We start from the raw sequence: 13,724 nt of genomic DNA on the forward strand, positions 1-13,724 counted from the left end.
AATTAAACTATATTAAAACTCAAGCACCTTTTTGGCAGCTGCAACAATGCGTGCAGGCGTAGGCAGCCAAGCATCTTCGATTTGGGCAAACGGATAAACGGTATCCGGTCCCGCTACGCGAAGCACTGGCGCTTCCAGATGCAGAATTGCTTTTTCATTAATTTGCGCAATAACCTCAGCGGCTACCCCGGACGTTTTTTGCGCTTCCTGCACCACGATGGCGCGGTTTGTTTTTTGAATGGAAGCTACGATTGTATCGATATCCAAAGGCATAAGCGTGCGAAGGTCGATAACTTCCGCTTTCACGCCTTCTTTTTCCAGCTCATCAGCAGCTTTAACCGCAGTATGAACCATCATGCCGTAAGCCAGAATCGTAACGTCGCTGCCTTCGCGAACAACGTTTGCCTTGCCAATCTCAATCGTATATTCGCCCTCAGGCACCTCTGCCTTGAATGCGCGGTACAGGTTAAGATGCTCCATGAAAAATACCGGATCGTTATCGCGAATCGCGGAGATCATCAGACCTTTTGCATCGTAAGGATTGGAAGGAATAATCACCTTAATGCCCGGCGTTTGAATCGCAAGACCTTCAAGGGAGTCCGTGTGCAGCTCGGCTGCTTTAACCCCGCCGCCGAATGGCGTACGGAATACGATTGGCGAGTTGTAGCGGCCGCCGGAACGGTAGCGCATACGTGCCGCCTGGATGAACATTTGGTCCAGCGCTTCATAGATGAAGCCTACAAACTGGATTTCCGCGATCGGACGGAAGCCTTGAATGCCCATACCAACCGCCATACCGGCAATTGCAGATTCCGCAAGCGGCGTATCAAATACGCGCTCCTCGCCAAATTCCTTTTGCAAACCTTCTGTTACACGGAACACGCCGCCAACCTTGCCCACATCTTCACCGAAGATGACTACGTTGGGATCACGTGTCAATTCTACGCGCATTGCATCGCGAATCGCTTCAAGCATATTCATTTGTGCCATGATTGTTTAGTCCTCCCCTTCTTACTGAAAATCGGCCTTTTGTTCTTCAAGGTGTTGCGGTGTTGCTTCGAACATAGTATCGATCAAGCCGGCAACCGTCATTTTTTCAACGGCTTCAGCTTTTTTAATGTTTTCAATAACAGCAGCTTTTGCTTCTTCTTTTACGCGGTTTGTATCTTCTTCACTCCAAAGACCTTTTTTCTCCAAGTATTTGCCGTAACGGATAATCGGATCTTTAAGCGCCCATTCCGCCTCTTCGTCCTTCGTGCGGTATTTAGTAGCGTCGTCTGCAAGGGAATGCGGACGGAAGCGATAAGTCAACAGCTCGATCAGCGTAGCGCCTTCGCCGTTTCTGCCGCGCTCAGCCGCGTCGCGAACAGCCTTGATAACAGCCAGCACGTCCATGCCGTCAACCTGAACGCCTTTGATGCCGGCTGCAACCGCTTTGTGAGCGATGGACAGGGAAGCCGTTTGCTTTTCGAACGGTGTTGTAATGGCGTAGCCGTTGTTTTGAACAGCATAAATGACAGGCAGTTTGTATACGCCGGCAAAGTTCAGGCCTTCGTAGAAATCGCCTTCGGAGGAACCGCCGTCGCCTGTGTACGTAATGGCAACGCGTTTTTCGCCTTTTTTCTTGAACGCCATGGCCACGCCTGTAGCATGAAGAATTTGAGCGCCGATAATAATTTGCGGCATCAATACGTGCACGTCTTCAGGAATTTGTCCGCCGTGCTGGTGTCCGCGGGAATACAGGAATGCCTGGTACAGCGGAAGTCCATGCCATACCAATTGCGGCATGTCGCGGTAGCCCGGGCAAATGAAATCGTCTTTGTTCAATGCATATTCGCTGCCAACCATGGAAGCTTCTTGTCCCGATACCGGAGCGTAGAAGCCGAGGCGGCCTTGACGGCCCAGGTTAACGGCACGCTCGTCCCAAGTACGGGTAAATACCATACGGTACATAATTTCCTTTAATTGATCATCAGTCAATTCCGGAAGCAGATCCGGATTTGTTACTTCTCCATCGAGCGACAATACGGACAACGGTGCTACTGGCTCCGTTTGAACTTCGTATGGCAATTTGCTCATTTTGAACGCTCACCTCAATTGAAATATTTGAAAATCATGTTGCTCTGTTATAGAATTATTATAAACCTGTTTAGCAAAAATGGTCAAAGCAAAAAGAGAAAAAACCCCGTTTTTTGAAGAGATTTTATTCTTTTTTTAAGAAATTGTATATGCTACAGATGACAAAAATCACTGTAACAGTATAGTACAACAATTAGCTGCCCGCTTTTGACGGAGCACTTTTATTGTGTTCCCATAACTAAGGTTTTCCATTCCATTCAGCCAAAGGAGCTTATCCATGAGCAACGACATCTACTTAAAAAGAACGATTTTAAAAGAAACGGTTCAAAGCCGTCGTTTGCCGGAGGGCAGCCGCAACCTTCGCGTCTTCCTTCCGCCGGGCTATAATGAGCTGCTCAGCTACCCTGTTGTTTATTGCCAGGACGGCGAGGATTTTTTTAATTTCGGCCGGATTGCCACAACCGCTACACGCCTTATTCTGGACGAAGGCCTGGAGCCTTTCCTTATTGTAGGCGTCGATGTCGACAAGTCGGTTCGCAGTGAAGAATATACGCCGGATGGCAGCCGTTACGCCGATTACATCACATTTTTTGCCGAAGAGCTTGTCCCTTTTATCGAGGAGCGCTTCTCCGTGCGGCAGGACCCGCAATACCGGATTCTGGCCGGAGACTCTCTTGGAGGCACGGTAAGCCTTCATCTGGCCGTAAGCTACCCCGGGCTGTTTAACCGCGTCATTTCCATGTCGGGAGCTTTTTATCCCGTCTCCCAGCGCATTCTCGCCCAAGCCTCCGATCTAAGCGGGCTTCATATGTATATGATCGTTGGACTGCAGGAGAACGCTTTCGAAACGGATCGCGGCGTATTCGATTTTGTACAGCTTAACCGCGATACTGTAGCCATTCTGAAGCAAAAGGGCGCGTCCGTTTTCTATGAAGAAAAGGATGGCAAGCATCAATGGGGCTTCTGGCAGCAAGAAGTGCCGCAGGCTCTCCTCCATTTCATAGAGGTCGAATAATTACGCCAGCGAGCTTGCCCCGGACCGGCACAGGCGGAGAGATGCTATACAAGCCCTTATGCGAGCTTGGCATCTCCCCTATCGCTCTGCCCCCGGTCAGGCAAGCATTAAGCAAGCCCCAAATCACTCTTCACTTTATGAAGCAGCGCTTCACAGCCCTCTTCTACGAGTTCATAAACAAAATCGAAGTTCCCTGTGTAATACGGATCAGGCACATCCTCCAAGCCCCTATCTGGCATAAGGCTCATAAAGGTCAAAACCTTAGGCCAGGCCTTCTCGCCAGCTCCGTCGTGCACGCCGCCTATTCCAAACAGCTTCCGCACATCCCCGTAATTTTTTCCGTCCATACAAACGATGTAATGAAATTGATCATAATCATTCCGTTTGACCTGTCTCGCCGCCATTCCCTCATACGAAATGCCATGCTGCTCCAGCACCTGGCGCGTTCCCTCATGGGGAGGCTTGCCCAGATGCCAGTCGCCGGTTCCCGCTGAATCCACTTCAACGGCGCCGTTTAGACCGGCCTTGGCGACTTCATGCCGCATAACAGCTTCAGCCATGGGTGAACGACAAATATTGCCCAGGCACACAAACAGGATTCGCGCCTTTTTTTCCATCCGCTAACTACCCTTTCTTTTGAAAAAATTGCTCTTGCGGTTCGCGTTGTTGGCGGATGCGGCAAACGCTCCTTTGAGCGACCTGCGCGGCAGCTTCCATTTAAAATAAACCGACATCATGCGGAATGCAATGATGATGACAAATAATACAAGAAGCTCCACAGGCCCTACAAACCAGCCCATTCCGACGGCAAGTCCCGCCAGCATGGCCCATACCGCATAAATCTCATCCTTCAGCACCAGCGGCTTCCTCCCCGCCAGCAAATCGCGGATAATGCCTCCTCCAATGCCCGTCAGCATCCCGGCAACCAGCACCGCGCTGAGCGGATGATTCATTTGCGTTGCATACAGCGCACCCTGAATGGCGAAGGCCGACAAGCCGATTGCATCAAAAAAAGCCTCGCTTCTGCGCCAGCGAAGAATCCATCTGACCGGAAGCAGAAACACAATCGTCATCGCAACTATCGCCGTTTTCAGCAGATACCCTTGGCTCCACAGCATGGTTACAGGCATGCCGATAAGCAGGTTCCGGATGACCCCTCCGCCAAAAGCTGTGACAAGCCCCAGCACGTATACGCCTAAAATATCGTATTCCTCTTCCATCGCCACCACCGCGCCGCTGACCGCAAACGCTATTGTGCCGATCAAGCTGAACACGCTGAAAATATCCATGCTCACTGTTGCCTAGCCTCGCTTCCCGTTACTCTCTGCTCCGCCCCTCCCCATTTTATCCCCGCTTGCGCCTGTTCGCAACGACAAATTTACGCAATTGCCGACAGAAACGTTATCCCTAATTTATTGTGGGATTTGCGCCCAGGAGCTATACTATCAAAGATTGGACTTCTATTTGAAGAATGGGAGAATACATAAATGAGCAGCAACATAATCATTTGCACAGGCGGAAGCCTTGGCGCTTGGGCGCTCCAGCACATGGAGGACAGCGACTTTTACATTGGCGCGGACAGCGGCGCTTTATTTTTGGTGGATAACGGCATTCCCCCTCATGTAGCGATAGGCGACTTCGACTCCGTAACGGCAGAAGAGCGGGAGAGAATCGCCGCTAATTGCGGCGAAATAATTCCTTGCGATCCCGTGGACAAAAATTACACCGATACCGAGCTGGCTTTCCGCCTTGCGCTCTCCAGAAAGCCATCCCGTATCAAGCTGCTGGGAGCGCTCGGCACCCGTTTCGATCATGCGCTAGCCAATGTTCACCTGCTGGCGCTTGCCGAAGCGGAAGGCGTTGAGGCCTGCATTTTGGACAAGCACAATGCCATATCGCTCGCGACCTCCAGCCTTGTCGTGCATCAAGGGGGCTACTCTCAAGTATCTCTCCTACCGCTGACAGAAGCAGTAACGGGCATCACATTATCCGGATTTCAATATCCGCTCCAGAATGCCACTCTTACGATCGGGCAATCTTTAGGCATCAGTAACGTGCTGGCCGAACCAACAGGAACCGTATTGCTGACAAGCGGCAAGCTGCTTGTTATTCAGAGCCGGGATTAATCTGCATCCTTTTCCTCCGTTATAATTTCCAAGCCTTCAATATGCTTGCGGCTTAGCTGGTGGCGGGCTTTACGATTTTCTTTTGTGTCGAACACAATGTCCAAGTCGTAATCCTCGCCGGGATAAAGCTTTTCCCTGCCAATGTACGGCTTGAGCCGTTTCCGGTTAAAGGTTAGCTTTTCCCCCTTTACCTGGACAACGACATTGCCCCTCTCATCCGCCGGGCGGAAAACGATGCCTGCTCTGCGAAGCGGATAAATCCAGACGGCGTCGCCCTTTTGAAACGTTTGCTTGCCTGCGGCAGCTGCCGCTCCTTCCCTATCATTTTCCCGGGTAGCCGCGCCAGCTTCATTTCCGCCATGTTCAGGGAGCTTATCCTTCCTGCCATTTCTGTCGCGGCGCCTGTTTCCCCTGCTCTCGGCCCCCTGATTTATTCCTTCGCCTTTTTTCGCTGGATGGCTGGCAGCAGCCCAACTGCCCGATTCTGGTTTGCGTTGCTGCTGAAGCAATGCTTCGGCTCGTGCCAGCACTGCCTCCGGCAACCCATAACGCCTTGCGATATCAAAAGCATGGCTTTCTCCCGCCTCCCCAATCTCAAGCCGGTATAGCGGAGCCAGCGTATCGGGATGAAAGGCCATCCTGGCATTCATACAGCCCTTGGTTGACGCTGCAAAGGTTTTTATTTCATTAAAATGCGTTGTTGCAGCAACCAATGATCCTCGCTCCAGCAGTGTTTCCAAAACGGCGATCGATAAAGCTATGCCTTCGGAGGGATCGGTTCCCGCCGCCATTTCATCCAGCAGCAGCAGGCTTGTTGAACCCGCCTCTTTCAGCATGACGCTTAATACGGACAAATGTGCGGAAAAGGTGCTAAGCGACTGCTCCAGGCTTTGCCCGTCTCCAATATCGGCGGCAACTTGGGTAAACAGCCCCAATGTGCTGCCTTCTCCGGCAGGCACAAGCAACCCGCTTTGATGAAGAAGCACCAGCAAGCCTGCCGTTTTTAACGCAATCGTTTTGCCGCCTGTATTAGGTCCTGTTATAATGAGCTGCTTCCAGTTCAAGCCCAGCTCAATAGTAAGCGGCTCGCAATGCTGGCCCAATAGCGGATGGCGGGCGCCGCGCAATATGATAATTGGCGACGAAGCTGTTGCAATGCGGTTTCCGCCGCAGCTATACGACCATTTGGCGCGGGCTGTGATATAGTCCAATATCGCCATGACCTCCCTGTTCCCGAACAAGGCATCCCTATGCTGCTCCGCCTGCTCCGATAATGTTGCCAAAACCGCATATCGCTCACGCTCCTCCGCCGCCCTCCATTCCTCAAGCTCGCCTTGCAAAGCCCCGATATCCTGCGGCTCCACAAACAGAGTCTGCCCGCTCGCGGATTCGTCCAGCACAGCACCAGGCACAAACTTTCGCTGCTCGCGTTTGACGGCCAAAACCAATCGGCCGCTTCTCCGGCTAATAACGGCTTCCTGCAAATAGCTTCTGTATTTGCCCATAATCTGGTTCATCCGTTTTTCAATTTTGTCCTCCACGGAATAGATGTGCCTCCGAATATGGCCCAACCCGGGACTTGCTTCGTCCAGAAGCTGACCGCATCTCAAACATCGCTGCAGTTCCTCTCTCAGTCGCGGACATTCATTCAGGCTTTCGCCATAAGCGGAAATGGTAGGCGCTAGCTCCCGTTTGCTTGCCATATAACGCTTCATTTGAGCAACGGATGTAAGCCATACCGCCAGCTGCTCCAGCTCCTGCTCATGATAAACTCTGCCTTTGCCCAGCAACGCCAGCAGCTCCTGTATACCGTCCATGGCAGACAAAGGAATGCTTGCGCCTTTCGCCAAAAGCCGGCATCCCTCCTCCGTTTCGCGCAATCTGGACTCCACGGCTCTTATTTCCGTTAGCGGCTTCATATCTGCAACGAGCATTTTCCCGTCAGCCGATACTGCAAAGTCCGCAATAATCCCTTTTACTTTGTCATACTCCAGCGTTTTAAATGTTGCTTCATTCATCCTTCTTCCTCCTTTTTTTACATAAAAAAAGACAGGAAGGAACGCGTGAGCGTCTCTTCCTGTCTTCGGGGACAACAGACCGTCGCCAAATAGTGCGCTTATGGGGCGCAATACAAAAAATGGCAACAAAAAAACCGTGCTTGCCAAGAAGCACGGTGTTCAGTCTGTCTACCTTCAGGTATGCAGGCGGAAATCCTCATGTTCTCAACTCATGGGACCAGATCACGAAATAAAGCCTCTGCTGTACATACAACAGGACCTTCATGATGCTTGGTCGTATCCAATTTATGAGTTAAGAACACCATTAATCATTAAAATTTCCCCTTTGTAAAGGTTGCTTTCAAATCATCCAACCTTGTTCCACCTTATCTTAACGTAACCACATTATAGAAGTCAATAGTGCGTTTGACCGCCCGGCTGGCTTAGCTGGCGTACACTTTCGGTTCGATGTGGAGTCGTCAAACCGGCAGCGCGCCAACTTCTTCAAACAGGCAGCATGATCGCTTGGCCTGTGACTGCATATCCCATTCCCGAGGGCAGGGCATGGTCTTGCCTGATGTCGATGTCATGCGACATATGGGTCAGCCACATCTGGCCGGGCTTCAAAAGCTCCGCAAGCTCGGCCGCTTCCATAACATCATAGACGGAACGGGTTTCGCGGGGATATGGCTCCTTATAAAAGCTGGTTCCTAAAACAAGGAGATCCAGCCCCTCCAACGGCCTTTTCTGTTCCTCCGTCAAATCAATAGCATCGCTGCAATAAGCCCATGAATAGCCGTTAACGCTATTTCTGAAGCGAAAAGCATAGGAATACCCGTTTTTCCCATGATTGACCCGCCAGCTATCCGCTTTCCAAGGACCAAAATCCAAGGTTCCGTCGAATGGCAAATAGTGAATTCGGCTCTCCAGCCACGGAAAACGCGATCTGATTTCGGCAATCACTTCCGTTGGCGCATACAAACGGCTCGTTTGGCCGGTCCAGCGGCAAACATCATACCATTCCGGCAGCCCGCCTATATGATCATAATGCGCATGGGTAATGAGCATGGCATCAATGCTCCTCAGGCCTGCCGCCTCCATCTGCAGCTTCCAGTCAGGGCCGCAGTCAATCCAAAGAATACCCGCCTCATCATTATTGATTTGCAAGGATGAGCGATACCTTCGGTTAAGTCCGCCATCGGGGCTAGACATTCTTGCTTCCTCGCAAACGGCGCATTGGCAGTAGACTCGCGGAACGCCTTGAGAATCGCCCGTTCCGCGAAAAACCAGCTCCGTCATAGCGGCTTTAACTCAACCGACCTGCGATTCTTCAAGCTCTGGACCATCTCAAGCCATGCCTCCGGTTTATTCGGCAGCGCGGAATAATAGCCCTCCAGAAATTCGGCAATTAATGCAGCATCCAGCTCTTGACGCTCCTCGTCCTGCGGGAGGAAGCACAAATCCAGCTCTTCCACTGCCTGCCCCTCGTGATCCCAGGACGGATGCACATAAGTGAAATCCAGCCGCTTGTAGCCAATATGGGATAATACCTCGCGGCGCACATAGGGATTCATCGGAGATACGCCGCCAAAACCATGCTCAGCCGCCCGATACGGGTCATACACCTCGGCAAACATGCCAAGCGGCACGGTGCCGGACTCCTGAGCCAGCCGCTGCAAATCCTTCTCGCGGTTACGCAGCAGGAATCGCCCGATGCCCATCGCCGGCTTGCCGATGATGGTGAAATCCGTCATGGCGACGCGAAGGCCGGGATAATAACGGTACTCCGTTGCGCCAACGACTTCTTCGCCATGCAGCGCCGCATAAACATGAATGGATGGATCAAGAAGCGGCTCGCGCCATAGCTCATACGCAAGCACCTCCTCAGGCGGAAAAATCGTCCCAAGCAATTCATGCAGTGGCTTGAAATATGGATCGTCGATTGATGTGATGCGGTGGTAGATCAACATACGTAAAGCACTCCCCTTCTTTTTTATAGGTAGTTCAAAAAGTCCGCTTCCCATTGCGGGTCATGACTTGCGTCATGGCCAGCGGCGAATATGGAATTCAGCCGAAATCTCCGGTCCTCACGTAGCTTAAACTACGCTCCGGTCCTCGATTTCTAGCTTCTTTCCATCTTCTTGGCACTGAAAACCGAACTTTTTGAACTTTCATTTTTATAGGTAGTTCAAAAAGTCCGCTTCCTATTACGGGTCATGACTTGCGTCATGGCCAGCGGCGAATATGGAATTCAGCCGAAATCTCCGGTCCTCACGTAGCTTAAACTACGCTCCGGTCCTCGATTTCTAGCTTCTTTCCATCTTCTTGGCACTGAAAACCGAACTTTTTGAACTTTCATTTTTATAGGTAGTTCAAAAAGTCCGCTTCCTATTACGGGTCATGACTTGCGTCATGGCCAGCGGCGAATATGGAATTCAGCCGAAATCTCCGGTCCTCACGTAGCTTAAACTACGCTCCGGTCCTCGATTTCTAGCTTCTTTCCATCTTCTTGGCACTGAAAACCGAACTTTTTGAACTTTCATTTTTATAGGTAGTTCAAAAAGTCCGCTTCCTATTACGGGTCATGACTTGCGTCATGGCCAGCGGCGAATATGGAATTCAGCCGAAATCTCCGGTCCTCACGTAGCTTAAACTACGCTCCGGTCCTCGATTTCTAGCTTCTTTCGAGAAATGGATTTCGCCATTCCATCAACGCGGCGTTGTTTAGGGATTGCTCGTCGTCCAAATAATTGCGTTCCACTCCAATGGGCATTCTGCCGCATTTCAGCAAAAAGGTGATAACGGGGTCCTTCCATTCGCCCGCAATGACCTTTTCAAGATATTGCTCCGGCGTCGCGATATCCGCCTTGGCGGCATATCCCGGCATGCGGCCGCCTCCAAGGAGACGCTTCAGGCCAAGATGCACAACCGTTTCATACATGGACTGCATCAGCCATTTGCCAACGCCCGCCTTGCGGTAAGCGGGAATGACGCATACGTCGATGACATATAGCGTATCGCCTTTGGGGTTGTGATTGCCGATGTAGCCATTATCCGCTATCGTCTCCCAGCTATGAGAGCCATGATAATCTTCCATATTGACAATGAGTCCGGTCACCGAGCCTACTAATCGGCCTCCAGCCTCCGCACAAAGCGCTCCCTGCGGGAAAGCCGCCACATGCCTTGACAGCTGCTCCTTGCTCCAGAGCAGCTCCTCCGAGTATGGGGGAGGGAAGCTTTTGCGCTGAACGTCAATCATTCCGTCAAAGTCGGCGGTTCCGTAGCTTCTAATGGCAAGGAGCTCGGGCTTGCCTTCATTCAGGATGTACATTTGCTTCTTCAAGCTTGCAGCCTCCTTTGTGCGAAAACGCCGCCGCCCCTTGGCAGCTAGTATAGCCAGCATAATAACCGTTGACTACTCGGTGTAATGTTCCCAATAATCAACGAAGTTGTTATGACGACCAGTCCGTATACAAATCCGCTCTGCGATCGCGCCAGGTCATAACGGAGCCGTTTCTGCGAACCTCTTCCAGCAGGTCCAGATCAAGATCGCCTACCACAAGCATATCGTCGTTTATAACGCCTTCCGCAATAATGCCGCCTGGCGGGAACGGAATATCGTTTGGCGCAAGTATGGCCGCTTGACCAAAATTGCCCCGCATAAAATCAACCTTGCGCAAAGAACCAACCGTTCCGGTTGCCACCACGTAAATCTGGTTTTCAATCGTTCGCGCATGACAGCAATAGCGGACGCGGTAGAAGCCATGTCTATCGTCCGTGCAGGACGGGCAGAAAATAACATCCGCACCCTTCGCCCGCGCCATCCGTACAATTTCCGGAAACTCGATATCATAGCAGGTCAACATCGCGATTGTGCCAAACTTCGTTTGGAATACGTTTACGCCATCGCCTTTTGACATATTCCATTCCGTTACCTCGGTAGGCGTCAGATGGATTTTGTGCTGGACATCGATGCTTCCATCGGGATGAAACAGATGGGCGGCATTGCGGAGCTTGCCCCCTTCAACCTCGACCACATGCGTTCCGCCAACGATGTACATGTCATAGTCCTTGGCTAACCCTTGAAACAAAGCTATGTAGTCCTCTGTAAAATCGGGCAGTCTTTCAATCGGCAGTGCATTGCCGCTGCCATCGCCCAGCGACAGAAGCTGGGTCGTCATAAACTCTGGAAACAGCAAAAACTGAACGCCGTATTCCGATGCTGTTTTGACATAATGGGTAACCTGGTGCTTGAATTCGTCGATATGATCAATATCCGCCAAATGGTATTGTACGGCAGCAGTGCGAAATTTCATTGGTGCTCCTCCCTTTTCTCCCGAGCTGTTGCGCCACGCCCTGCTGATGCGCATGGTATGTTGGCATCTCAGGAGCGGCGCTGCTTGAATTGCAAAGTAATGGTTGTTCCCAGCTCAGGCAAGCTGAAAACATCAATTTTGCCCTCGTGCATGTCTACAATGCGTTTGGCAATGGACAAACCGAGACCAACGCCGCCCGTTGTGCGGCTCCGCGCACCGTCTACGCGGTAAAAGCGTTCGAAGAGATGCGGAATTTCCTTTTCGGGGATGCCCATTCCCTTGTCCTTAACCTCGATTTTGACAATATTGCGCATTAACGTGATGGAAATATCTATAGGTTCTTTCGAGTATTTGATTGCATTATCCAGCAAAATAACAAGCAGCTGCCTGATTTTGTCCTTGTCACCGACCATGCGCACCACTCTGGACAATGTTTTCACGCGGATGGTACGCTGGAAGGTTGTCTGCAGCATCGTCGCCAGCTCGTCTACTACCTGCACCACGTCGAACAGCTCCAGCCGCAGCCAGTCCTCCTGCTCCGCTTCTGCAAGCGTCAGCATGGACTTGGTCAAATTTTGCAATCGCTCCGCTTCCCTTGCAATGGCGTCAATGGCTTCGTCGCGAACGCTTTCGTTGTCGCGGCCCCATCTTTTCAGCATGTTGGCATAGCTGGAAATGACCGTTAACGGCGTTTTGAGCTCATGGGATGCATCGGCAACAAACTGCTTTTGCCGCGCAAACGTACGGTCCAGCCGGCCAATCATCTGGTTAAACGCCCGCACAAGCTGCTGCAGCTCAGCGGATTCCTCGCGGTTACTAACCTCGATTTGCCGCAGCTTGCCGCTCCGGTCAATTTCGCGCATCGTATTCACCATCTGTTGAATCGGGGCAGTCAGCTTGGACGTAAACCAATAGGTGCCGAAGATGGCAAACAAAATAGCGCCGCCGCTAGTTACGCTAAGAGCCGCAACCAGCACCTGCAAATAATCGTCCAGCTCATCCAGAATGCGGTTAACCTCCAGCATGGCGATTACCTTGCCGTCTTCGTACAGAGGCACGCGCATAAACAGAATGCGCTCCCCGCCTTTCGTCAGCATGCCTGTATGATGAAAGGCTTCGAACTGGGCAGGCAGCTCCATCAAAACGGGATGCGTGCCGGATATGTTCACAACCCGGTTATTGGGCACAATAATCCGGATCATTTCATTGACATTATGGTATTCCACAAGCAAATCCGGCGAATTGAGGCCCCGGCCGCTCTGAATGCGGGGATTTTCCAGCATCAGATTAACCTTGGTCGCAATAACCTCTTCTTCGCTTTGGGTCGTTATTTTGATCACATAGAAATAAACAAATATATTGAAAAAAATCAAAATCAGAATAAGCCAAAATATTGTAAAAAGCGTAAATCGTTTACGCAGCGTCATGCATCCGGCTCCTTAATCATATATCCTACGCCGCGCACCGTATGAATCAGCTTATGCCGATAGCCCTTGTCCAGCTTCTGCCGCAGGTACCGGATGTATACGTCTACCAGGTTGGTTTCCCCGATAAAGTCATACCCCCACACTTCGGACAAAATATCCTCGCGCGACTTTTCCTCATTGCGATTTTCCACAAGATACACCAGCAGTTCGAATTCTCTCGGCGTCAGCTCGATCAAAATATCTTTGCGATACACCTTGCGAGTGCGCAGCTCGATGGATAAATCGCCCAGCTTGATCAAATCGGAGCCCTCAGCCTCGCGGGGATACTTCTGAAAAATCCGCAAAATATTGCGCACCCTCGCCAGAAGCTCCTCCATGGCAAAAGGCTTTGTTATATAGTCATTGGCTCCATGCTCGAAGCCGCTTACCTTATCGGGCACAGTATCTCTTGCCGTCAGCAAAATAATCGGCACCGGATTTCCCGCCTGCCGTATAAGCCGAAGCACTTCAATGCCGCTCATTTCCGGCAGCATCACATCCAGCAGTACAAGCTGCCAATCGCCGCCCGAAGCCATCTCGTAGCCAGTCCGGCCGTCGCTCGCAACACCGACCTCGTATCCCTCATGCTCCAGCTCCAACTGCAAAATGCGCGCGATTCCCGCTTCATCCTCAACCACAAGAACACGCTCGTTCATGAATCGGCTCCTTCCATTGCATAGTACTTTCATCATAATGAAGGGGCTTCCCAATTGCAAGCCAGTCAA

At 51.3% G+C, this 13,724-nt stretch carries 13 protein-coding genes; 2 read left to right on the forward strand and 11 right to left on the reverse strand.

From position 1 onward, the window contains the following. Positions 1-12: 12 nt before the first annotated feature. The gene (locus tag A7K91_RS06755; protein WP_068680961.1) at positions 13-990 is read right to left on the reverse strand and encodes an alpha-ketoacid dehydrogenase subunit beta; all 978 of its coding nucleotides are present in this window, start codon (positions 988-990) and stop codon (positions 13-15) included. Positions 991-1,011: 21 nt separating this feature from the next. Beyond that, positions 1,012-2,079, reverse strand: a complete 1,068-nt coding sequence (gene pdhA / locus A7K91_RS06760) for a pyruvate dehydrogenase (acetyl-transferring) E1 component subunit alpha (RefSeq protein WP_068680963.1) — start codon at positions 2,077-2,079, stop codon at positions 1,012-1,014. Positions 2,080-2,356: 277 nt separating this feature from the next. Between pdhA and A7K91_RS06765 the strand changes: the two genes are divergently transcribed. Continuing rightward, positions 2,357-3,094, forward strand: coding sequence for an alpha/beta hydrolase (locus tag A7K91_RS06765; RefSeq protein WP_068680965.1), 738 nt, complete (start codon positions 2,357-2,359; stop codon positions 3,092-3,094). A gap of 107 nt (positions 3,095-3,201) precedes the next feature. Here A7K91_RS06765 and A7K91_RS06770 read toward each other — a convergent pair whose 3' ends face one another. Together A7K91_RS06770 and A7K91_RS06775 are read right to left on the reverse strand one after the other, a co-directional pair. Further along, positions 3,202-3,711: a low molecular weight protein-tyrosine-phosphatase gene (locus A7K91_RS06770; RefSeq protein ID WP_068680967.1), complete on the reverse strand. Its 510-nt coding sequence runs from the start codon at positions 3,709-3,711 to the stop codon at positions 3,202-3,204. Positions 3,712-3,714: 3 nt separating this feature from the next. Then, complete coding sequence (locus tag A7K91_RS06775; RefSeq protein ID WP_068681020.1) at positions 3,715-4,383, reverse strand: trimeric intracellular cation channel family protein; 669 nt, start codon at positions 4,381-4,383, stop codon at positions 3,715-3,717. A 198-nt stretch (positions 4,384-4,581) separates the two neighbouring features. Here A7K91_RS06775 and A7K91_RS06780 point away from each other — a divergent pair, with 198 nt between their 5' ends. Continuing rightward, the gene (locus tag A7K91_RS06780) at positions 4,582-5,220 is read left to right on the forward strand and encodes a thiamine diphosphokinase (RefSeq protein WP_068680969.1); all 639 of its coding nucleotides are present in this window, start codon (positions 4,582-4,584) and stop codon (positions 5,218-5,220) included. On the opposite strand, the gene A7K91_RS06785 is transcribed toward A7K91_RS06780, so the two are convergent. From A7K91_RS06785 to A7K91_RS06815, 7 genes are all read right to left on the reverse strand, one after another. After that, positions 5,217-7,238, reverse strand: a complete 2,022-nt coding sequence (locus A7K91_RS06785; protein WP_068680971.1) for an endonuclease MutS2 — start codon at positions 7,236-7,238, stop codon at positions 5,217-5,219. The two genes, A7K91_RS06780 and A7K91_RS06785, sit on opposite strands and share 4 nt — an antisense overlap. 483 nt (positions 7,239-7,721) lie before the next feature. Then, a complete protein-coding gene (locus A7K91_RS06790; protein WP_068680973.1) occupies positions 7,722-8,516 on the reverse strand; it encodes an MBL fold metallo-hydrolase in 795 nt (264 codons plus the stop codon). Next, a complete protein-coding gene (locus tag A7K91_RS06795) occupies positions 8,513-9,184 on the reverse strand; it encodes a GNAT family acetyltransferase (RefSeq protein ID WP_068681022.1) in 672 nt (223 codons plus the stop codon). The genes A7K91_RS06790 and A7K91_RS06795 overlap by 4 nt, the downstream gene beginning before the upstream one ends. Before the next feature lie 707 nt (positions 9,185-9,891). Further along, a complete protein-coding gene (locus tag A7K91_RS06800; protein ID WP_068681024.1) occupies positions 9,892-10,548 on the reverse strand; it encodes a GNAT family N-acetyltransferase in 657 nt (218 codons plus the stop codon). Between the two features lie 121 nt (positions 10,549-10,669). After that, entirely contained in the window at positions 10,670-11,533 is an 864-nt protein-coding gene (locus A7K91_RS06805; protein ID WP_068680975.1) for a carbon-nitrogen hydrolase family protein, read from the reverse strand. A 68-nt stretch (positions 11,534-11,601) separates the two neighbouring features. Then, a complete protein-coding gene (locus A7K91_RS06810; protein WP_068680977.1) occupies positions 11,602-12,960 on the reverse strand; it encodes a HAMP domain-containing sensor histidine kinase in 1,359 nt (452 codons plus the stop codon). Next, a complete protein-coding gene (locus A7K91_RS06815; RefSeq protein ID WP_068680979.1) occupies positions 12,957-13,655 on the reverse strand; it encodes a response regulator transcription factor in 699 nt (232 codons plus the stop codon). Before A7K91_RS06815 ends, A7K91_RS06810 begins: the two co-directional genes overlap by 4 nt. Positions 13,656-13,724 lie beyond the last annotated feature (69 nt).

It is taken from the genome of Paenibacillus oryzae, from assembly GCF_001675045.1.
Lineage (GTDB): Bacteria > Bacillota > Bacilli > Paenibacillales > Paenibacillaceae > Pristimantibacillus > Pristimantibacillus oryzae.